Source organism: Methanobrevibacter ruminantium M1 (genome assembly GCF_000024185.1).
GTDB lineage: Archaea > Methanobacteriota > Methanobacteria > Methanobacteriales > Methanobacteriaceae > Methanobrevibacter > Methanobrevibacter ruminantium.
In genome coordinates, this window is the sequence record NC_013790.1 from 535217 (window position 1) to 556980 (window position 21764).

Below are 21764 nucleotides of genomic sequence, written 5' to 3' on the forward strand. Positions count from 1 at the left end.
TTTTATATATGTTAATGATTATTATATCCAATTTTTGTTAGAGCATTTGATAAGTAATATTTGTTTAATATCTATTGCTAAAGTAGTAGATAATTCCGCTACTTTTCGCCCTTATCTGTTCGTATGTTGTAGAACAAATTTCACTAAAAGTAGTAGATAATTTCTATATTGTTACGCCAACAGCAACATGAAGTTGGTCAAAAGGAACCAGAAGTTGCATGATCCAGATTCACCGTTGCTGATTGGGGATGTTAAAGATGGGGATGTTGTAAATGAAGTTAATGAACCTAGCTATATTGATTTACAAACTAAGTTGTTTTGACTTTTAGTTTTTTTTTTAAAAAATAATTCATAATTAATGTAAGCTCATTTTTGAGAATAGATTTAGCACCCCTACACCTATAATGATAAGTAAAAGTCCAAGGATAGCAGCCCAATCAGGGGTCTGTTTGAAAGCGATAATCCCTACAATTGTCACAAGCACGATTCCCAATGCTGACCAAATGGCATATGCAACTCCTATTGGTGCTGTTTTTAGGCAGTTGCTGAGACTGTAAAATGATAATATGTATAATATGATTGATGCTATTGTTGGCAATGGTTTAGTGAAACCTTCAGCAACTTTTAACAGTGATGTGGCACTGGTTTCAAATAGAATTGCAAGTAAAAGATAAGCAATATTATTCATTTTTGGTTTCCCCCATATTTTAACTGTTCAAATTCTTTTTTAATTTTTTCCAGTTCCTCTCCATGATATTCCTCTTCAAGATTGAAAATGGCGAGTTCGTATAATATGTTTTGAAGCCTGTGGCCTTTTTCAGTCAGGTGATATGATGTTTCATTATCTTTGATGTTTTTTTCGATGATGTTGTTTTCTTCCAGTTCCTTAAGTCTTTGTGTTAGGATTTTATTGGACAGTTCAGGCTTGTCCTCTTTGAAATCGCTGAAATATTTTTTTCCAAGAATCATGTCCCTTAAAATGTATACTGTCCATTTGTTTTTAATAAGATTCAGATTTTTTTCAAATTGACAGTATGGGGGCAGTTTATCAAATTTTCTTTTAATTGTCATTTTTGCACCTATTGTTAAATTTAAACCTTTTCCTTTAAATATTTTTAAAAAGTATTACTTTAAAGAGGATATCACACGGTTACTTATTATTTTTGTTACCTTTTTGTTACAAAACCTTTTAATTGTAGTTTATTTATAATATAATTTAAAACACAAATTATGGAAAGTGAATTAAATGAAAGAAAAAATATTTATCAATGGAAGAGGAGGATGTGGAAAGAGCACATTCATATCATTAATTGCAAAGGAATTGTCAAAAAACAATAAAGTATTAATAATTGATATGGATGAGGGAAACCTCGGATTGAACAAGATGCTTAATGTTGATGTTGCAGACACTTCATTAATGGAATATTATGGTGGAAGAGATAAGATAATGGGTGAAATTTTAAAAGTAGGAATTAAAGGTATGGTTTTAGAAAAAATCAACCTGAAAGATGGCGCAGCCTCAGATTCAATAGATATTTTGGATAATATGAAATTATCAGATTTACCTTCCGATTATGTGACATGGAACGGAAATATAGGATTCATTGAATCCGGAAAAATCAACGACCCTGATGAAGGCTGTGCCTGTCCGATGGGAAATCTTACAAGAGACTTCCTAAATCACATTGAATTACAAGACAATGAAGTAATATTGGTCGACACCTCAGCGGGAATAGAACACATTGGAAGAGGAGTAATTGAGTCTGCAGACAAACTCATTTCAATAGTTGACCCGTCAAGCGATGCAATATTGTTGGCAAATAAAATAGGATCATTATCAAAAGAGGCATCCAAAGAATATATGGTAATATTGAATAAAATTGATGAAAATACTAAAGATTTGGTATTGGAACAATTGGATGATGACATATCTGTCGTTGGGGAACTTGAATATAATTCACACATAGCTCAAAGCAACCTTTCCCAAAAAGAAATTAACCTTGAGGAAGTAGAAGGTGAAATTAAGGAAATCTGTGCAAAAATTTAAAGATTTGATTAAGATTTAAATTTCAATAGGGCGCATGGTGCAATAATGGATTTGCTTTTTTATGTTGTTTTGCTGTTGATTGGAGGTTGCTTTGCAGGTTTCATGGCAGGCCTTTTGGGGATTGGCGGTGGAATTGTAATCACTCCAATCCAATATTATCTTTTAACCTCAATTGGATGTGATCCTAAAACGTCCCTAACGGTTACCTTTGCAACAGGTCTTGCAGTTATCTGTGTCACGATGATAAACAGTACACGAAAGCACAAACAAAACAATCTAATAGTAAAACAGCACCTAAAACCAATGATGGTCTTTGGTTTTGTAGGTGCCATTCTGGGTGCAGTCATATCTCAATACATAGATGTTGAGGTTTTAAAGATTTTGTTTGGTGTAATATGTATAGTATCAACAGTATTTTTAGTTTTAATAAAATCTCCTACCTCTTTAGATAATATTAAAACTGATGCAGGATTATTTTACTCTATTGCATTTGCATGTGGTCTTGCAAGCGGATTGATAGGTCCCGCAGGAGGAGCATTTATCATACCGATTTTCGTGGCATATTTGAGATATCCAATAACAAATACTATCGGAACAACTTCAGCATTAAGCATCGCAACCACACTTGCAGGGGTAATCTGTTATATTGTTTTAGGTTGGGGTGTTCAAGGATTGCCGGATTTTTCATTAGGTTATGTCAACTTGCTTCAATTCGTATTTTTAACAATAACTAGCATTATTGTATCCGGATATGCTGCTAACCTATCTAAAAAAATCAATCCTACAAAATTAAAAGCGCTGCAGGTAATCGTAATATCATATATTGGCCTTCAAATGATGGGTGTATTCGACATAATATTAAGCATAATATAATTTTGATTTGTATGTATAAGGTATGGAAAAATTGTATTGGTTGTGGGGAATGTGCAAAGGCATGTGATTTTAATCTGATTCAAACATTTGATGATTATATTCTGATGGATATTGAAAAGTGCAGGCATTGCTCAAAATGTGTAGAAACTTGTCAAAACAATGTTTTTACAAAATCAGTTATTTTTAAACACTTTTTATATCTATTATATTATAAGATTAAAAAATCTTAGGATAATTGAAAAATTGATGAGTATCTCATAACAGTTAAGATTTTTATATAGGTTAATGGTTTGTATGTCCAATTTTTGTAAGGCATTTGACAAGTTATATTTGTTTGTTAAATGTGGAAACAAAATTCACTAAAAAGTAGTAGATAATTTAAAGTGTGTTACGCCAACAGCAACATGAAGCTGGTTAAAAAGAACCAAAAGTTGCATAATCCTAATTCGCCATTGCTGATTGGTGAGGTAAAAGAGAGTGATGATGTAAAGGAAGTTAATGAACCTAGCTATATTTATTGACAAACCCCTTAAAAAAAATAAAAGATTAAAATATATGTATTGATATATGTATTAATATGGAGATTTTTAAAGTTGTCTGTGAATTAATAATTCCAATTTTAATATTTGGTGTGTTATTTGCAGTTGGAAAATTTATTCATGTAAGATTATTGAATAGTAAAAGCAGAATTTTAAATCCAGGAGAATATTTCCCTGATGAGGAACTTGAAACATTAAAGCAAGTTTATTATTTGGTAATGATGTTAATATTCTTTGCTTTTATATTATACATCATGATAGTTCAAGCTAATGAGGTATTCGCGATTGCTGTTTTACAAATTCTTGTGTCAGTCTATGTCGCTTTAACTTTGGATTATAGTTATTTGAAAAATAAGATATTGTTCTTCCTCTTGGTTCCTTTTGAAGCTATAATATTCCTTGTTTTCAATGATTTTCTAATGATTTGGCCAATTTATTTGATGCATATTCTTGTTTATGCATATTTCATCAAGGTATACTTCGATAAATTTAGGAAATATACTGAAACAAATGGGCTTGGAATAACAATCATACTATTATTCGCTATAGTTTTTATAAGCTTCATTATCACACTATTTGTGGAAGGTGTTGAACCTTTAAATTCTGCTGTAATGGTTTCAAATGCATTTACAAGTAATGGTTATGCAATACTTGGTAACTCAGGCATTGGTAAATTGACCAGTTTGGTTTTAGTTTGGAGCGGATACATCATATCTGGTGTAGGTACTGCAACATTAACCGCTGCAATTATGATGAGACATAATCAAAAACGTGAAAAAGAGTTAAACAAACGTTTAGATGAGTTGGAATCATTAATTAAAAATAGTAATAATAAAGAATAAGATATGGATTAATTGTGCCCATATCTTTTCTATTCTTGTTTTTAACTACTTATTTTTTTTTAGATATGGTTGGTGGTGACCATATCTTATTGTTTTTTCTATTATTTTTTAACATTTAAATTACAGTTATTTATAGTTTTTTTAGTGTTAGTTATTTTTTTAATTCAGCTAAATTCTCTTTTAATAGTTTATAGATGTTTTCTGCACCGATGATTTCATCATCGCTGACATTCCAGCTTGAAGGGTACAATATGAACGGTTTGGATTGATCTCCGCCTGCTCCTCCATGGCTTCCAACCAATTCTTCAAATGCACATACCTCATCAGCTTCCTCATCATAGAAACTGTTAACCAAGATATCTGGTGTATGTTCAAATGAACTGGTTCTTTTTAGATGTTTAACGATATTGTCTCCAAATCCAAGAAGAGGGTTTTCACCATCGATTTCATCCCTGTCTAAGTAGTATGTTCCATTCTTTCCAATGGCTAAATCGCCATGTTCTTGGGATTTAACTAAAATAAAACCAACATATTCATTATTTATAAGGCCAGGTATCAGTTCAGGGAAATAGCTGTTAAGTTCCTCATAGCTTAATCTATTAGTCCATTGGGTTAAATAGATCATTGCAAGGTTACCTGAAGCCAGTACAATTACTTCAGAGTCACTTAATTCCTTAGCTTCTTCTTTCTCTTTCTCTATTTTTTTATCTTTTCTTGCAAATGGAGTGTAATCCCCTACAAAATGGTCATCATTTGAAGTCATTTTTGCAAACATGGTCATGTCTTCTGGAAGCAATGATTTTACAAAGTCCTCAAAGGTTTGACCATATCTTTGGGTAAATGTGGCTCCGTTTGTTTGGCCATGGTCAGATTGAATTACGAATTGATAATCTCTTGGAGAATATTTGTTTGCATCGGTCAAGTGTTTGATTTGCTGGTCCATTTGCCTTAATGCTATCCATGCGTCACTGTCTCTGACTCCAGAGTGGTGAGCTATTTCGTCATAGCCTAAATATGTTGAGTATGCAACATCAACATCTCCAACCATCATGTCTCCGATTAAGGTTGAAGTGTTGATTTCTCTCATAAAGACGTTTGTAGCAGCTCTTGTTGGAATATAAGCTATTCCACGGTTGATTCTTGGCCTTATGTTTTTGATGGAATGTGTGATTTGTGACCAGATTTCACGTACAATATCTGCAAGGAACAATGAGACAATACGTGCAAAATTGCTTGGATTGGAAAATACTGAGTACCATGCCTTATTATAGAGTTTTCCAAAGTCCATTATCTTACTGAATGTAAATATTACATTGTCAGTATCTCCAGAGAATAAATTAGATCTGCTTGCTCCATTTTCTACAAGCAATCCATTACCATCTGAAATTCTCTTTTCCAATTCCGGCACATTGCTGATTCCAGAGCATTGCATCATCTGATTGCCATTGCTCTTTTCTATCCATCTGAATGCAACGATGCCTTCATTATTTCCATGAAGGATTCCTGCCTGGCTTGCACCGGTTTGGGAAGACAAGTCAGTTTCCCACATTCTAAGATTGTAGTCTTCGCTTTCAATCATTTTTTTAAGAGTTGGCATGTCTCCTTTTTCAACTGCTTCACATAAAACATTATATGCAAGTCCGTCAATTTCAACGATTATAACGCCTGGATAATCCTTGACTTCATTTTTTGCATTCTTTTTGGCATCATTTAAAACGGATCTGTAATAGGAACTGTCATCATTAATTGTTATTAAGCTAGATAGCACTGTTGTAACGGCCGCCATTCCTAAAGGTGCAAGAATCATTGCAGCACCTTTGATTTCTATTCCAAATGATGGTGCGAGTAATTGAAGAAGGAGTCCGTTTAATATTAATGAACCTATTCCGAAGGTCAATACTAAAAATGGCATAGCTATTCTTGTTAAAATAGGCCAGAGTATTGCATTTACTATACCTAGGAATAATACTAAAAGGAATATGTCACCAGTTTGGCTAATTTCGACTCCTAAACCTAAAATACTTATAAGATATATTCCTATCATATTTCCAATAAATACGATTAAACTTCTTTTTAAACTTTTTTTCGGAATTTCTTTTCCCTTAATAATTTCCATATAATCAGCGCCAAGTATTAATTTTAAAATTTTAGAACAAAGTAGGTTTGTAAATTAAACATTATATATTTAAAGTTTGTACTTTATAGTATATATTCTAATGAAAATTAATTATTTATTCTTTTGTATTGTTCATTGTTATTTTTTTTAATCTTTTTTATCTATTTTCTAATCTTTTTTTATCTTATCTTTTTAAATCGTTAATCTTTTTTATCTATTTTCTAATCTTTTTTTATCTTATCTTTTTAAATCGTTAATCTTTTTTATCTATTTTCTAATCTTTTTTTATCTTATCTTTTTAAATCCTTAATCTTTTAAATTCTTATTTTTAATTCTTATTTTTTTTAAACAAATTTTAAATATTACTTTTTAAAAAAAATATTAATGTCTCATTAGAGAGTTTTAAAATTATATTATGGGTGTTAATATGGAAATAATGGAAATAATTAAAGATTCTTTTCTATTTCCATCTAAAAACTTAGGAACCTTCTCAATTTATGTTGTATTGTCAGTATTAGTTGCAACATTTACTTTTGGAGGAATATTCTCCTATTTATTAGGGTTTATTGGCTCTGAGTACATTTTAATAGGCGGATTAACTCTTGTATTTGCAATGTTAATTGGATGGGTAATGTCTGGTTATGAAATCAGCATTATTAAATCTGGTATTGACCTTGATGATGAAGTTCCTGAGTTTAAATGGTGGGATAATTTTATTACAGGTTTTTTAAACTTTATTGTTGCAATCGTTTACTTTATAATTCCTGCTTTTATTGTGGGAGTTGTAGGATATCTTATAAATATTAATGACAAACTTATGGCAGTTGCTCAAGAGATTTCTTCACTCTATCCAAATATTTTCTTGACAAGTTCTCCGGATATTGCATTTGAGGCATTGTCTCAAGCAATAATTGAATTAATAGTTCCTTTAGCTATTCTCATTATTGTTGCTCTAATTGTATTTGTAATCTTTTTATTCCTCCAATCCATGGCTGAAGCAAGATTGGCAAATACGGGTAGTTTAAGTGAAGCTTTAAACATTTTTGAAGCAGCTAAAGATATAAAACGAATTGGTGTACGTAAAGTAATTATAGTAATCTTATTAGTTTTTGTAATTATTGGTGTTATTGGGATGGTTACATCTGTTATATTTAACTATGTGCCAACATTATCAATTCTTTCAATTATAATAAGCCCATACTTAGTATTCTTTGCTCAAAGGGCTACTGGATTATTATATTCTGATATAGCTTAATATTTTAAGCTATTCTTTTTTCTTTTTTTTTAAATCTGTTTTTAGTTTATTATTTTAAATTAGGTCTTATCTTTTTTTTTATCAGTGTGTTCACAATAACTTAATTTTTTAGGGATTAAACTTCATTTATACCTTTAAATCTTTAAAATGATGTTTCTATGGTTTAGATATGTAAATCTTTAATTATTGGTTGAAAAACTTTAAAAAGAAGTAATGATTTTTTTATTGGTTAAAATAAATTTAAAAATTTAGTTCATGTGGTATAGTTGAAAAATTTAAAAAAAAGTTATAAGCAATCAAAAGATTGCTTATTTAATTTTTTGGTGCTACATATAACCTTACACCTTGGGTGATTAAAGCTACGCCTATAAGTACTGCAGCGAAAATCGGTTGGGTAAGTGAAAAGCCTCCAAGGCCTAATGCAATAACACCTAAGATTATAATCAATATTGAAGCAATCTTTGATACGCCTTCTCCTGCAAAGATACCTGCTACACCTATTAAGATCATTAAGATACCAATAATGTAGAATTGGAATCCTAAAAGGAAGGACAATGCATCAATGTTGAATATGAATAGCAAACCGAATATGATTGCAAGAATTCCAATAATTATATTGAGTGCTGAAAATTCGGTTAGAATTGATGCTATACCTAAGAATAGTAAGCTAACTCCAATCATGATGGATACTAATCCGGAACTAACCAAAGGGAAAATTATGAAAATTAATCCTAAAATTATGGATAATATTCCAGATACTTTATTAGGTTCCATGTTTTTCCTCCTAAATTTTTATTACTCACTTAAGTGAGAAATTTAAAAGCATTTATGCTTTTAATATTAATTATGTAGGTATTAATATTTAATTATTGACTTAGTTATCATAGTATTTTAAGAATTTGCTTTTATAACACAAAATAAGCAAAAATAGAAATTATTTATTTTAAAATTTTTATGAAAAAATAGATTTATTTGTTTAAAAAATTCATAAGAAAAAATAGAAATTTTGTTTAAAAATCAAGAAAAAATTAAAATTAAAAAAAAGAATAATGAGAGATTAACTCTCATTGTTTAATTTTGTTATCCTTTAGCCGTAACGTTAGAAGGAAAACCACTCCCATAATGAGAGCTGTTACCTGCATTACGAATGCCATGGTATTTTGAATAATGATGTTTGCAACATCTACAAGGGTACTGTCCTGTTTAAGATCATCTATAGTAGCAACTTTTTGGAAGTAATTTGCAACTTCAAGTTGGAATTGTTCGTCTCCTGAATGATCTGGTGCATAGGTATCGACAGCAGTGCTGATACCGCCCATAACTCCGAGAATTAAAATTATTCCAATAACTGCTGTACCCATTGATTCACCTAATGAGGTACCGGTTGAATTAACACCTGATGCGTTATTTTGACTTTCTGCAGGAATATTGCTTAATGAAATATCAGTACATAAAGCCATAATGAAACCAAGTCCAGCACCTAATACTAATAATCCTGGTAATAATGTCCAAAGTGTTGTATCAAGTCTAAATTGATAACTTAACATTAAACATCCAATAATTGCCATTATGCATCCTATTGCCATAATTTTCTTGTGACTTAATTTTTCTGTTAAACTTGGAGCCAATACTGCAAAAATAAGCAAACCTAAAGTTAATGGAAGAGTAGTCACACCAGTATTGAATGCATTTAACTGCAATACGCTTTGCAAGAATAGGGAAACTGCAAATAATCCCCCACCCATTGCAAGGTAAGATAATAACAAAATTATAGTTCCTACACGTAAATTTCTGTCTTTAAATAGTTCCATATCAAGTAATGGTACTTTGCCATTTCTTTTTCTTCTGATTTCAAAGTATGCAAAGGCAACTAATGCAATTAATCCTACTACAATTATGCCTATGCTTGTTGTGAAATCTTTAGATAGTGACAAGATACCTAGTACTAATAAAACAAGGCCGATAAATGAAATTATAGCGCCTGAAATGTCTAAATCGCTTCTAGATTCAGTAGGTTCGAAATGAGGTATGCTATTTCTGAATATTAAAATAACGAAAACGATTATCAATTCAACTGCAAATCCATATCTCCAACTTAAAAATGTTGTCATGACCCCACCGAAGAGTGGGCCTACAGCGGCTGCAACTGCACCCATAACACCTACAATCGCCAAAGCAACTGTACGTTTTTCACCAGAATATGTTCCACTTATGATGGAAACGGTTGCAGGCATCATTAATGCACCAGCAACACCTTCAATTGCTGCCCATCCAACAAATAACATTCCAGCACTTGAACTTATTGATGCGGTGAATGTACCTACACCATAAAGAGCAGTACCTATTAAAAACAGTTTCTTTTTATCCACTATGTCTTGAAGCTTTGCACTTAAGAGCATAAATGCTGCAGTGATGAGAGTATAAAATGACATGATTGATTGAATTGTACTGACGTCAGTATTCAAGTCAACAACAACCTGTGAAATACTCACATTCATGAATGTAGCGTCTAAAGCTACAATAAAGGAAGCAAGAGCCACGACTATTAGTGGAACCCAAGAATTTTCCTTAATGGTTTCATTCATATTTTTTAATCCTCCAATAATTATCACATTTAACCGTATGGTCTAATATAAAAATCATAATTAGTTTATGTTTTTTATAGGGACATTATGTCATATGTAATTCTCTTTTTGTTTAATTAAATAGTTTTGGATATTTTTTAAGGAGTTGCCTTATTTTTTGATTTTTTGGAGTTTAACTTCAATATTTTGGTTGAAAACAACTTACTTTGGAAAATGAAGCCCTTATTGTATATATTTATTTATTAACCATATTATTTTCATATTAGTCTTGTAAAATTAGTTTATTGTTTTGTCTTAAGTTTGTTATGGATGGTTAATTATTATATTAGTCTTGTAAAATTAGTTTATTATGTATTAAATTTGTTAAGAATGACTAATTATTATATTAATACTGTAAAATTAGTTAATTATGTATAAAATTTGATAAAATTAGTTAAAAAAAGAGTTATGATGTAAAGATTCCTGGGATTGGATGCCGGGGGCGGGATTCGAACCCGCGATCTCACGGTATCCCAGGAAAAAAGTCAGAGCACGCTTAGTTACCCTATGAGCCGTGCGCTCTAACCAGCTGAGCCACCCCGGCATCAGACAGTAATAAAATTTATATTGTTTATAGTTTATATACTTTTGGTTTTATTCGATTTTTTTCAATAATTTTTTATAGAACTTTTATCATAATTATATAATGATATAATAATAAGTTGAAAAATATTTGGAATTTCATAGTTTGTGGAGTTTCATTGAAAAGAATATTTGGAATTTCATAGTTTGTGGAGTTTCATTGAAAAATATTTTAAGATTCACTTTTATTATTAATTTTTTAAAAAAACAGAGGTTATATTTATGAGCAATGTTAAAGACATGTCTCTTGCGGATGAAGGTATTCGTAAGATCAAATGGGTTCAAAAGCATATGCCTGTTCTTGAACATATTAAAAAACAATTTGAAGAAGAAAAGCCTTTTGAAGGAATCACTATTGGTTCATGTTTACATTTAGAACCTAAAACTGTTAATTTAGGTTTGACCTTACAAGCTGGTGGCGCTGAAGTTGCAATGACTGGCTGCAATCCATTATCCACTCACGATGATGCTGCAGCAGGTGCAGCAGCTCTCGGATTACACATATACGGCTGGAGAGAACAAACTGATGAAGAATACTACGAAGCTATCGACAATGTACTTTCCCACAAGCCAGATGTAATCATCGACGACGGTGCAGACATGATCATGTACCTTCACGAAAAACGCCCAGAGCTATTGGAAAACATCAAAGGGGCTTGTGAAGAGACAACAACCGGTGTACACAGATTGGAAGCAATGCATGCAGACGGAGCACTTAAGTTCCCAGTCATCGCAGTAAACGACGCATACACCAAATATTTATTTGACAACCGTTACGGAACCGGACAATCCTCCCTTGACGCAATCATGGGAACCACCAACATGCTTATCGCAGGTAAAAACGTAGTCGTCTGCGGATACGGCTGGTGCGGTCGTGGAGTAGCATCAAGAGCAGCAGGACTCGGAGCAAACGTAATTGTAACAGAAGTAGACCCAATCAGAGCACTTGAAGCAAGAATGGATGGTTACAGAGTAATGAAAATTAGAGAAGCAGTGAAAATCGCAGACCTTGTAGTAACCGTAACAGGAAACATAGACATCATCCATGGAGATGACTTCAAATACATGAAAGACGGATGCATGCTCTCAAACTCAGGCCACTTCAATGTGGAAATCAACAGAGGCGACCTTGAAGCACAATCAGTAAGCTGCGAAGAGGTTAGAGAAAGCATTGAAATGTTTACCATGAAAGACGGCAGAAAAATTTATCTTTTAGCAGACGGAAGACTTGTAAACCTTGCAGCAGCAAGAGGACAAGGACACCCTGCTGAAATCATGGACATGAGTTTTGCTGTGCAAGCATTATCTGCCAAATACATTGTAGAAAATGACTTGTCATTAGGTGTTGAAAAGGCACCGGACAGCATTGATGATGAAGTTGCCAGATTAAAGCTTAAAGCTATGGGAATTGAAATTGACGACCTTTCCGAACGTCAGAAAGATTATCTTGCGGACTGGAGAGAAGGTACTTAATTTCACCTTCAATCTTTATTATTTTTTTAAAATTATTCTCATTTAAATGGTTGATTTTTTTATTTTATATTAAATTCATAATCATTTAAATGGTTAATTTTTTATTTTTATTTTAAATTTATCCTCTTTTAGAGGATTAATTTTTTCTATTTATTTTTATTTTTTATTTATTTTCATTTTTATAATCTATTTGATTTTAATAATTTAATTAACTGATATCATGTCTTATTTTCGCTATATTGATAATGGAGAAGGCCCTACAAAGCTATTTATCGGAGGAGTTCATGGGGATGAAGGCAAGCATGTCCTTCCTTTAATCAAGCTTCTAAAAAGAGAGGATTTTTCCTCTGGACAGATTTACATTTATAATTTTGACAGGACTCCATATATCTCTACAATACATAGGGAATTTTATCAATCAGAACAAGGCAAGAAGATATTGGATTTGGTAGATTATTACAAGCCTGATTTTTATACAGAACTTCATTCATATAATATTAAGCATTTTGATAGATTGACTAGTCTTGATAGGCTTGACAGCGAAGGGATTCCTCCTTTAATCGATTGTGGTCAATATGTATTGTGCAGTTCTGTTTCTCCTTTGATTAGACGTAAGCATTTCACTAAAGAAGCAATATGTCAAACTTTAGAGTTTCCTATATTCAGAGGAGAAGACTTAAAGCTTAGTGATGATGAATTGCTTGAAAAATACGATTTTGATTATGACTTGTCTGTAAAGGAGTATATGGCCTTTTTAAGACTGATTACCCTTAGCAAGAATAGGGATGACTTTGAAAAAAGAGTTTTAAAGGATTATAAGAAACAGGCTGATCTTGCTTTAAAATACGTTAAAATAATTTATGGATTGAATTTTCCACGTTATTAGGGTATTTTCTATTCTTATGTTTTAATTCCCACTTGTTGGGGCTTTTTTCTTATTTTTTATGGTTTTTATTTTCCACGTATTTTGAGTATTTATTTTTTTATTTATTTATTTATTTTTTAAAAATAGTTGAGATTGGGTTTAAATTAATTAAAACCAATCTTCTAAGCTTTTTTGGGTTGAACTTAATTTTTTTAGCTTGTCTGCAACATTTAGGACTCTAGTCTCAGAGAATCCATGTTCTTCGCACATGAATTCACAGAGTTTTTCCTTATCCGCGCTTTTAAACTTAATCTTATAGTCTGTATTGACATCATGGCTTAAGAATATTTCTCTAAGCTCATCTGGTTCAACTTCAACATCAGTAATTCCCTTTTGAACCAATATGTCTTCAAGACTATTCTGTCTGATTAATTTAAGCCCAGTTTTTGCACCGATTCCATAGATTCCTTCATTGAAGTCGGTTCCTACCATCAATGCAACATCCACTAATTGTTCTCTGCTAAGGTCTATCTCTGTTAGGACCTTATCAAGTTCAAGATATTCGAGGTTTGATAGTCCTCCGCTTAATGTAAGGTTTCTTATGATACGAGGTGCTCCAAAGAGTAAGCAGTCATAATCTTGGGAAGCAACGGCCCAAGCATCTCCATTTTTAACCATATATGCTCCTTGAGCTTCACCCTCTCCTTTTGCCTGTACATAGGGGATTCCCATATATTCAAGAAGTTTTTTAGAGGATTCTATAATGTAAGGTGATAATCTGGAGCTTCTTATTGCATATTTTCTGGCCTCTTCAATGTTTCCTGCTGCCTTTGCCTCTTCATACTTCTGGTTTGCCTCTTCCCTTAAGGCCCTTCTTTTTTCAACGGTTTTTGTCTTATATTCTGAGACATCTCCATCAAATACATAGACTGGTTTTATTCCTTTATCCACTATTGAAGCTGTTCTATATAGAATTCCGCTTAAATGGGATGTTACATTTCCATTTGCATCCATTAAGGGACTGCCGTCCCTTTGGCGAATTCCAGATAGGAATTGATAAAGTGTGTTATATGCATCTATTGCTACAGTTCTGCCTTCTAAATCCTTTAGGTTTATCTCTTCGGCAGTAACTATATCCTTAAACTTAACTCCCATATCATCCACCTTAATTTTTCATTTTGAAAGTTTAACTATTTTTTTCTTATAAGATACTTATATTCTTATTTTACTAAATAATTTTTTGGCAATCAGATTTCAGTAAAATAACTAATAGGGAAGTATTCCTTAATCCACATTAGAATTTCACCATCTTTGATTATTGTATAATCCCTTGCAAGGAAATCCTCATCTGTATTATAGATTTCAATCAATTTGTCGTTTGCCTTTTCCATATCGATAATGTTTATCTCTCTTCTGGATTCAATATGGTATTTCTTCAATATTCTTCCTATAGGGATGTCTGCCCTAACCAAGTCCTCTTTGATTTCTTTACTCAATCTTTTTAAAGGAATATAGGATTTAGCATAAATCAAAGGCTGTTCGTCCTTGTGCATTATGATTTCTCTAAAGTTGACCTCATCGCCAACATCCACATTGACAAGCTTTGCGCTTTCGGCTGTTGCCTCTTCGAAATGTTGCTCTAGGGTCTTTAAAGCAATTTTTCCATAAAGCACATCTAAAATGGCTGTAATTGAGCCATCTGTGGTCATAAGGATTTTTTGAGTGTTTGAAAAGTTTTGATTGTACTTTTCTTCAACTTGATTAATCTTTTCAATCAATCTTACATTGATGTCATTATCTGTAGTTGCCATTTTTATAACTTCCTAAATTATGATAATATTGTCCAAAATCTTATTTTTTTTAAATAGTAATTTTAAGCATTATTATAATTAAATATTGATTTTAAACATAATTATAAGCTATCTGGGTTTTGTATGAATCCAGAGACTGCAGATGCAGCTACAACTCCTGCATTTGCAAGGTATACTGATGAATTAGGATCTCCCATTCTTCCCTTGAAGTTTCTGTTTGTAGATGAGATGCTTGTTTCCCCTTCGGATAAGACTCCCATATGTCCTCCAAGGCATGGTCCACATCCAGGATTTGATACAATCGCTCCAGCATCCAGGAATGTTTTGATATAACCTAAATCCATTGCCTTTTGATAGATTTCCTTGGATGCAGGGATAATAATTAATCTTACATCGTCATGGACTTGCTTGCCTTCTAGGACTGCTGCAGCTTGTGCAAGGTCATTGAGCCTTCCGTTTGTGCATGATCCAATAAATCCTTGGTCTATATGGGTTCCTTCCACTTTTGAGAGAGGATTGACATTGTCAACATCATTTGGACAGGCTATTTGGGCTTCCATATCATCTACATTGAAGAGATATTCCTTGAGATAGTTTGAGTCCTTGTCTGATTTTATTATATTCAATTGGTCTTTGCTTTTGCCGGTTCTATTGCAGACATACTCTATTGTTGCCTTGTTTGGCTCCATTATTCCGTTTTTAGCTCCCATCTCAATTGCCATATTTGTCATGGTCATTCGGCTTTCAACATCCAGATTGTCTATTGTCTCTCCGCAGAACTCTGCAGTGTTGTAGGTTGCTCCGGCAATTCCTATCTCTCCTATTATGTTTAGAATAAGGTCCTTGGATGTTATTCCTGGCCTTAAGCTTCCTTCAACTTCTATCTTTAATGCTTCAGGAACCATAAACCATGTCTTTCCAGTTGCATAGACCATTGCTAGGTCAGTTGCACCCATTCCTGTTGAAAATGCTCCGAATGCACCGTATGTGCATGTGTGTGAGTCTGCACCGACGATGACCATTCCAGGCTCAACATGTCCCTTTTCAGGAAGAACCTGATGGCATATACCTTCTCCATGAATGTAATGGCTTTTTATGCCTTGGGTCTTGATAAAGTTTCTTGCTACCTTTTGAAACTCTGCAGATCCTATTGTATTTGCTGGAATGTTGTGGTCAAAGACAATGACTATCTTTTCATTGTCCCATACCTTATCTGTGATTTTTTCAAAGGTTTTTATTGCAGGAGGTGAAGTTCCATCGTGGGACATGGCTAAATCGACGCCAATTTCAATTATTTCTCCCGGTTCGACTTCGTGGCCTGCTTTTTGAGATAATATTTTTTCTGTAATATTCAAGTTTAATCTCCTTTTCAAATTAAATATCTTAAGAAATCTTTAATTAATTTATTAAATTTTAATAATTAGTTTTATCACTAATTTTTATTTACTATTTTTAGTTTAATTTTTAAGATTATAAATTTATTTATTTAAATCTTTTATTTTAAATTAAATTGGCTAAAATCAAGACTTATATATTAACTAAGTTAAGTATTAATTTAAAAAAAATAAATGTTGATTATTAAAAATCAACATAAAAACGATTTAATCCCAAATTGGGATAATATATATAATCTGCTATCTTGATTAACTATAAGTCAACATAATTAGCATCAATGCTTCTTACAATGTCTTTAAATACATTATCATCAATGTATTTTCCTTCTTCTCTGCTTTCTTTGACTTTTTTAACTATCTGACAAAGCTGATCATTTGTAACCTTAAATCCGCATTCATCTAATTTTGCCTTAACAGCTCTGCATCCTGAATGCTTTCCTAAGACTAATTGTCTCTTTTGTCCTACAAGCTCTGGAAGATATGGCTCATATGTAAGAGGCTCTTCAATCACTGCATCCACATGGATTCCAGATTCATGTCTGAATACGTTTTTACCTACAACAGGCTTATTATAAGGAATTCCAAGCTTTGTCTTTTCTGCAACAAGCTCTGAAAGCTCTTGAATGTATTTGGTCTTAAATCCTAAATCCTTTCCATATAAGATTTTTAGAGACATTACAAGCTCTTCAAGTGATGCGTTTCCTGCCCTTTCTCCGATTCCATTTACAGTTGTTGAAACAGCGGAACCTCCTGCTAAAAGTCCGTAAATTGAGTTTATTACAGCAAGACCAAAGTCATTATGACAATGCATTGCAATATCGACATTTGTGACTTTTCTAAGCTCTTTGATTAGGAAAGTGATTCCTTGAGGAGTTATTGCTCCTACTGTGTCTGCAATATGAACCCTGTCTGCCCCATAGCTTTCCGCTTTGGAGTAGGTTCTCTTTAAGAAGTCCAAGTCAGTTCTTGTAGCATCTTCTGCTGAGAATGCTACGAACAATCCATGGTCCTTAGCGTATTCAATGGATTTCATGCAAATATTCAAGGCTTCCTGTCTTTTGATATGCATCTTGTGCTCTAAATGAATGTCTGAGGTTCCCATGAATGTGATTATTCCATCAACATCACAGTCAAGAGCCTTATCGATGTCTGCTCTTTTAGTTCTTGCAAGACAGATAATCTGTGCATCCAAGCCTTCATTTGCTATTGCCTTTACGGCATCTGCTTCACGGCTTGAAACGATAGGGAATCCCGCTTCAATCTGATGAATTCTAAATTGATCTAATTTTCTAGCAATCTCTAATTTGTCTTCCTTTGAAAAACAGACCCCTGGAGTTTGTTCTCCATCTCTTAAGGTAGTATCATAAATTGTTATGTTTTTTGGGAATTTATATTCCTCTTCCTTGTTAAAGGGACTGATATAATATTGCATTTTCACATCTCTTTATGTCTTTAATTAGTTAATTGAATAATTTTTTCTATATTTTAATAGATTATTTTAATATAATAAGTTTTCTATTTGAACTTATGAATTGCTAATTTTAATTATCTCTTTAGGACTATTTGAATTTTTGAATTTGTAATTTTAATTATCTCTTAGAACTTTAAACCTTTTTATTTGTCCTGCTCTTCTAGCAATTCCAAATAGGAAGTTCGCTCGAAGCCATCAGTAATTCCCAATTGCTCAAATAGGTCAAATATTTTATCTTGAGCTTCATTATAATCGGAACCGTCCTCCAATGCAATCTCTATTTCCATATATGGATCAAGGCCCTCTACATCATCTAAGCTTATCTCAAAATTCTCAAGCTTAAAATACTCTCTGTTCTTTTTGACTGTTCTAACTTCGATAAATCCTAGATTCTCAAAGATTTTTGCACATTTGTCGCTGTCTTCGATTTTCATTTCAACTTCTTCTCGAGTCTTGCTTTTGCTGTCTATCTTAGGGCCTTTATAGGTTATAAACAAGTTATGGGATTTTTCTGTTTTGGTTTCTCTTATCCTTAAGGCCTCATCAGTCTTTGCAAAGTCATTTACAGGGCTGTTGAAATATCTGTCTATCTGCTTTTCTGTTTTTGTTTTTATTGCATTGATTTCGTTTAATTTGACTTTTATATCTTCAAAATTATTTATCTTAGCTTTAACTTCTACTTCTATCATCTTATCACTTTAAATGTTAATTATATTTATCATTCACTTTAAAACTTAATCCTAGTTCATCTTTCATTCAAATATTCCTTTTAAATTTTTTATTTTTCATTTTACAACTATAGTCTTAATATATATACTTTTCCCCTTATTCTTTAATAAATCATTCTAAAGATTTTTTATTCGTAATTATTAGAATAATTTTTATTAATACTTTTGTTAAAGTTCATAATATTTTTACCGATTTTTAAATTTTTTTCAATTAAGTTTATATACTATTTAAATAATATATTTTATTAGTAAAAATTTTATAAAAAATTTATTAATTTTACCGTTTTTTTATTAAGTTTTTTTCATTATAAAACTAAAATTATATTAATTTTTTAAAATGTTTACTTACTTTTTTTAAATTTGATTTGGAGGTATTAAGTTGACCGATGTTGATATAAAAATAGAAAACATTGTGGCTTCTGCTAGCATTGGTAAAGACATTGTTCTTACTGAAGTTGCAAAAGCATTAGAAGGCGTCGATTTCAATAGAGAACAGTTTCCAGGTCTAGTTTTTAAACTTCAAGACCCTAAGACTGCTGCTTTAATTTTTAGTTCCGGCAAACTTGTTTGTACTGGCGCTAAATCTATCGATGATTCAAAGTTAGCTATTAAGAAAACTGTCGACCTTATGAGAACTATTGATACCGAGATTCCTCATGAGTTTGATATTAAAATTCAAAATATTGTTGCTTCTGCAAATTTACAATCCACATTAAATTTAGAAGCAGTTGCTTTGGAATTGGAAAACACCGAGTACGAACCTGAACAATTCCCAGGTTTAGTGTACCGTTTATCTGATCCTAAAGTAGTTTTATTATTATTCGGTTCCGGTAAAGTTGTTTGTACCGGCGCTAAAACCAAACAAGACGCTAGGTTAGGTGTTGAAAACGCTAAAGCTAGACTTAGCGAATTGGACTTAATATAATTTGGTGATATATTTGATTAAACTTGTAGTATTTGACTTAGATAATGTTATTATTGATGGTGAGGGCATAGATGAGATTGGAAAATTGGTAAATATTGAAGATCAAATTGCAAAAATCACCGAGCAGGCAATGCAAGGTGAAATCGACTTCGAAACATCCATTAAAAAAAGAGTAGGACTTCTTAAGGGAGCTTCTACTGATGATATTAAAACATTAGCTAATGAAATGCCTCTAATGGAAGGTGCTGAAGAAACCGTTTCCTCTTTAAAGGAAAATGGTTTTGATGTAGCTATTATAAGTGGCAGTTTTGATATTATTGCCGATATTATTAAGGAAAAACTCAATGTGGATAATGTATTCACAAATTCACTTGTTGAAGAAGACGGGATCTTGACAGGTGAAGTTACTGGACCATTGGTATCTGGTTCAAAAGTAGATGTTTTATCTAAATTCATTGAAGACAAGGGCTATTCTTTAGAGGAATGTGTTGCTGTCGGAGATGGAGCTAATGACATTTCTATGATTGAATCTGCTGGATACGGCATTGCATTCAATGCAAAGCCTGCCTTAAAGGAAAATGCAGACATCATTGTAGAAACCCGTAATCTTACTGACGTCCGTGACGTCATTATTAACTTAAATTCTGAAAACACTGAAGAAGGTGCTGACGTGGATAAAGAAGTTGAAATTGAAACTGAAGTAGTTGAATCTACTGATGTAGTTGTCGAAAATCAAGAAGAACAAGTTGCAGATGCAACTGAAGAAGTAGTTGAAGTAGAAGAAGCAGAAGAAGCTGTTGAAGAAGCAGTTGAAACTGAAGAAGAAGCAGTTGAAGAAGAAACTGTAGAAGCTGAAGAGGAAGCTGTTGAAGAAGAAGCAGAAGAAGCTGTTGAAGCTGAGGAAGAAGCTGAAGAAATCGAAGAAGCTGCTGAAGAGGAAGCAGAAGAAGCTACCGAAGAAGAAGCTATTGAAGAGGCCGAAGAGGAAGCTGATGAAGAAGTAGTTGAAGAGGCTGAAGAAGAAGTAGCTGAAGAAGAAGCAGAAGAGATTGAAGAAGCTGTTGAAGAAGAGGCTGAAGAAGAAGTAGCTGAAGAAGCTGCAGATGAAGAAGTAGTTGAAGAAGCTGCTGAAGAAGAAGCAGAAGAAGCTACCGAAGAGGAAGCTGCTGAAGAAGAAGCTAAAGAAGAAAAGCCTAAAAAGTCTAAAAAGTCTAAAAACACTCTTCCTGAACCTGATTTCGAATTAGCTGATACTATCGAAGGAGTCAGAGCTCAAAAAGATGAAAGAGAAGCAAAAATTGCTCAAGTTGCTGACGAAAGAGAAGCATTCAATAGAGAAGCTAAAGAGCAACGTAAAATACGTGATGAATTAAACACTGAATTAAAATTAAACTTAGCAAAAGCTATTGAATTCAGAGATCAACGTAATGAAATCAACAGAGAAGTTGAAGAAAACAAAAGAGCTCGTAACAAAGTAAATGAAGAGATTAAAAATCTCGAATGGTCTTCTGGTAAAAAAGATAGAATCAGAATTGAAAACGAAATCAAGAAGATTGATAAAATCATTGAAACCAGAGTTTTAGACATTAAAAAGGAAAATCAGCTTGTAAAAACTGCTAACGATTTAAGAAAACAACTTGCAGAAATTACAGAAGACAACAAAGTAAAAGAAGAAGCTGAAAAGCTTAAAAAGCAATCTGAAGAATACCACGCTAAAGTTGTCGAACTTTCCGAACAAGCTCAAGAAGCTCACGAACAAATGCTTTCTTACTTTAGGAAAACTGATGAAATCAGAACTGCTGCAGATGAAGCACACAAGTTATTCATCCAAGCTAGGAAAAACGCTTCTGCTAAACATGAAGAATTTAAAGTCATTTTAAGTGAAATTCATGTTATTAATAAAAGATTAGGAAGCAACAGAGCTAGAAGAAGAAAATCTGAGAAAACTAGCAATGCTCCTGGTAAAAGAAATCGTGAAGAGAAAGAGAAAGCTGAAGCTATCTTTGATAAGTTTAAAAACGGTAAAAAATTATCAACTGAAGAGCTTTTACTCTTGCAAAAATATGATATTAATTAATTAAATTCTTTTTTAATTTAATTTTTTTATTTTTATTTTTTTCTAAATCGATTTTTTTGATTTTTTATTTTAAACCTATTTTTTTATTTATTTAGATATTTTTTTATTATCTATTTTTCTTATATTTTTATTTCTATTTTTA

Annotated in this window: 21 protein-coding genes and 1 tRNA gene; 10 read left to right on the forward strand and 12 right to left on the reverse strand. The window is 32.4% G+C overall.

What is annotated here, in order from left to right; translation table 11 throughout:
• The first annotated feature begins 187 nt into the window (after positions 1–187).
• Positions 188–322: a hypothetical protein gene (locus MRU_RS12135; RefSeq protein ID WP_012955175.1), complete on the forward strand. Its 135-nt coding sequence runs from the start codon at positions 188–190 to the stop codon at positions 320–322.
• Positions 323–355: 33 nt separating this feature from the next.
• Here MRU_RS12135 and MRU_RS01885 read toward each other — a convergent pair whose 3' ends face one another.
• Together MRU_RS01885 and MRU_RS01890 are read right to left on the reverse strand one after the other, a co-directional pair.
• Entirely contained in the window at positions 356–688 is a 333-nt protein-coding gene (locus MRU_RS01885; RefSeq protein WP_012955165.1) for a DMT family transporter, read from the reverse strand.
• Positions 685–1071, reverse strand: a complete 387-nt coding sequence (locus MRU_RS01890) for a winged helix-turn-helix transcriptional regulator (RefSeq protein ID WP_012955166.1) — start codon at positions 1069–1071, stop codon at positions 685–687. The genes MRU_RS01885 and MRU_RS01890 overlap by 4 nt, the downstream gene beginning before the upstream one ends.
• A 175-nt stretch (positions 1072–1246) precedes the next feature.
• Between MRU_RS01890 and MRU_RS01895 the strand changes: the two genes are divergently transcribed.
• Positions 1247–2047, forward strand: coding sequence for an ATP-binding protein (locus MRU_RS01895; RefSeq protein ID WP_012955176.1), 801 nt, complete (start codon positions 1247–1249; stop codon positions 2045–2047).
• A gap of 15 nt (positions 2048–2062) precedes the next feature.
• On the opposite strand, the gene MRU_RS12030 is transcribed toward MRU_RS01895, so the two are convergent.
• The gene (locus MRU_RS12030; RefSeq protein ID WP_227717071.1) at positions 2063–2200 is read right to left on the reverse strand and encodes a hypothetical protein; all 138 of its coding nucleotides are present in this window, start codon (positions 2198–2200) and stop codon (positions 2063–2065) included.
• On the opposite strand from MRU_RS12030, the gene MRU_RS01900 reads away from it, so the two are divergent.
• The 3 genes from MRU_RS01900 to MRU_RS01905 all read left to right on the forward strand — a co-directional run bounded on the left by MRU_RS01900 (position 2150) and on the right by MRU_RS01905 (position 4301).
• Positions 2150–2920 carry a sulfite exporter TauE/SafE family protein gene (locus MRU_RS01900; protein ID WP_227717055.1) on the forward strand — a complete coding sequence of 257 codons (771 nt, stop codon included), beginning with the start codon at positions 2150–2152 and terminating at the stop codon, positions 2918–2920. The genes MRU_RS12030 and MRU_RS01900 overlap by 51 nt on opposite strands.
• A gap of 11 nt (positions 2921–2931) precedes the next feature.
• The gene (locus MRU_RS11290) at positions 2932–3150 is read left to right on the forward strand and encodes a 4Fe-4S binding protein (RefSeq protein WP_012955169.1); all 219 of its coding nucleotides are present in this window, start codon (positions 2932–2934) and stop codon (positions 3148–3150) included.
• Positions 3151–3590: 440 nt separating this feature from the next.
• Positions 3591–4301 (forward strand): hypothetical protein, encoded by a 711-nt coding sequence (locus tag MRU_RS01905; RefSeq protein WP_143714286.1) that lies wholly within the window; start codon positions 3591–3593, stop codon positions 4299–4301.
• 151 nt (positions 4302–4452) lie between these two features.
• On the opposite strand, the gene MRU_RS01910 is transcribed toward MRU_RS01905, so the two are convergent.
• A complete protein-coding gene (locus MRU_RS01910) occupies positions 4453–6417 on the reverse strand; it encodes a phage holin family protein (protein ID WP_012955179.1) in 1965 nt (654 codons plus the stop codon).
• A gap of 427 nt (positions 6418–6844) precedes the next feature.
• Between MRU_RS01910 and MRU_RS01915 the strand changes: the two genes are divergently transcribed.
• On the forward strand, positions 6845–7672 hold the full coding sequence (locus tag MRU_RS01915) for a DUF4013 domain-containing protein (RefSeq protein ID WP_012955180.1): 828 nt from the start codon (positions 6845–6847) through the stop codon (positions 7670–7672).
• 312 nt (positions 7673–7984) lie between these two features.
• Here MRU_RS01915 and MRU_RS01920 read toward each other — a convergent pair whose 3' ends face one another.
• The 3 genes from MRU_RS01920 to MRU_RS01930 form a co-directional block, all read right to left on the reverse strand.
• Positions 7985–8446, reverse strand: a complete 462-nt coding sequence (locus MRU_RS01920; protein WP_012955181.1) for a DUF308 domain-containing protein — start codon at positions 8444–8446, stop codon at positions 7985–7987.
• Positions 8447–8736: 290 nt separating this feature from the next.
• On the reverse strand, positions 8737–10257 hold the full coding sequence (locus tag MRU_RS01925; RefSeq protein ID WP_012955182.1) for an MFS transporter: 1521 nt from the start codon (positions 10255–10257) through the stop codon (positions 8737–8739).
• A 473-nt stretch (positions 10258–10730) separates the two neighbouring features.
• Positions 10731–10840, reverse strand: a tRNA-Met gene (locus MRU_RS01930).
• A 260-nt stretch (positions 10841–11100) separates the two neighbouring features.
• On the opposite strand from MRU_RS01930, the gene ahcY reads away from it, so the two are divergent.
• The gene (ahcY, locus tag MRU_RS01935; protein WP_012955183.1) at positions 11101–12351 is read left to right on the forward strand and encodes an adenosylhomocysteinase; all 1251 of its coding nucleotides are present in this window, start codon (positions 11101–11103) and stop codon (positions 12349–12351) included.
• Positions 12352–12571: 220 nt separating this feature from the next.
• Complete coding sequence (locus MRU_RS01940; RefSeq protein ID WP_012955184.1) at positions 12572–13237, forward strand: DUF2119 domain-containing protein; 666 nt, start codon at positions 12572–12574, stop codon at positions 13235–13237.
• Positions 13238–13384: 147 nt separating this feature from the next.
• Here MRU_RS01940 and fen read toward each other — a convergent pair whose 3' ends face one another.
• From fen to cyaB, 5 genes are all read right to left on the reverse strand, one after another.
• Entirely contained in the window at positions 13385–14371 is a 987-nt protein-coding gene (fen, locus tag MRU_RS01945; protein WP_012955185.1) for a flap endonuclease-1, read from the reverse strand.
• A 92-nt stretch (positions 14372–14463) separates the two neighbouring features.
• Positions 14464–15027 carry a chorismate--pyruvate lyase family protein gene (locus tag MRU_RS01950; RefSeq protein ID WP_012955186.1) on the reverse strand — a complete coding sequence of 188 codons (564 nt, stop codon included), beginning with the start codon at positions 15025–15027 and terminating at the stop codon, positions 14464–14466.
• A gap of 101 nt (positions 15028–15128) precedes the next feature.
• A complete protein-coding gene (hacA, locus tag MRU_RS01955; RefSeq protein ID WP_012955187.1) occupies positions 15129–16382 on the reverse strand; it encodes a homoaconitase large subunit in 1254 nt (417 codons plus the stop codon).
• A gap of 292 nt (positions 16383–16674) precedes the next feature.
• Positions 16675–17853, reverse strand: coding sequence for a homocitrate synthase family protein (locus MRU_RS01960; RefSeq protein ID WP_012955188.1), 1179 nt, complete (start codon positions 17851–17853; stop codon positions 16675–16677).
• A gap of 182 nt (positions 17854–18035) precedes the next feature.
• Entirely contained in the window at positions 18036–18581 is a 546-nt protein-coding gene (cyaB, locus tag MRU_RS01965) for a class IV adenylate cyclase (RefSeq protein ID WP_012955189.1), read from the reverse strand.
• 418 nt (positions 18582–18999) lie between these two features.
• Here cyaB and MRU_RS01970 point away from each other — a divergent pair, with 418 nt between their 5' ends.
• Together MRU_RS01970 and serB are read left to right on the forward strand one after the other, a co-directional pair.
• On the forward strand, positions 19000–19545 hold the full coding sequence (locus tag MRU_RS01970; protein ID WP_012955190.1) for a TATA-box-binding protein: 546 nt from the start codon (positions 19000–19002) through the stop codon (positions 19543–19545).
• Positions 19546–19558: 13 nt separating this feature from the next.
• Positions 19559–21622, forward strand: coding sequence for a phosphoserine phosphatase SerB (gene serB / locus MRU_RS01980; RefSeq protein ID WP_012955191.1), 2064 nt, complete (start codon positions 19559–19561; stop codon positions 21620–21622).
• The last annotated feature ends 142 nt before the right edge of the window (positions 21623–21764 follow it).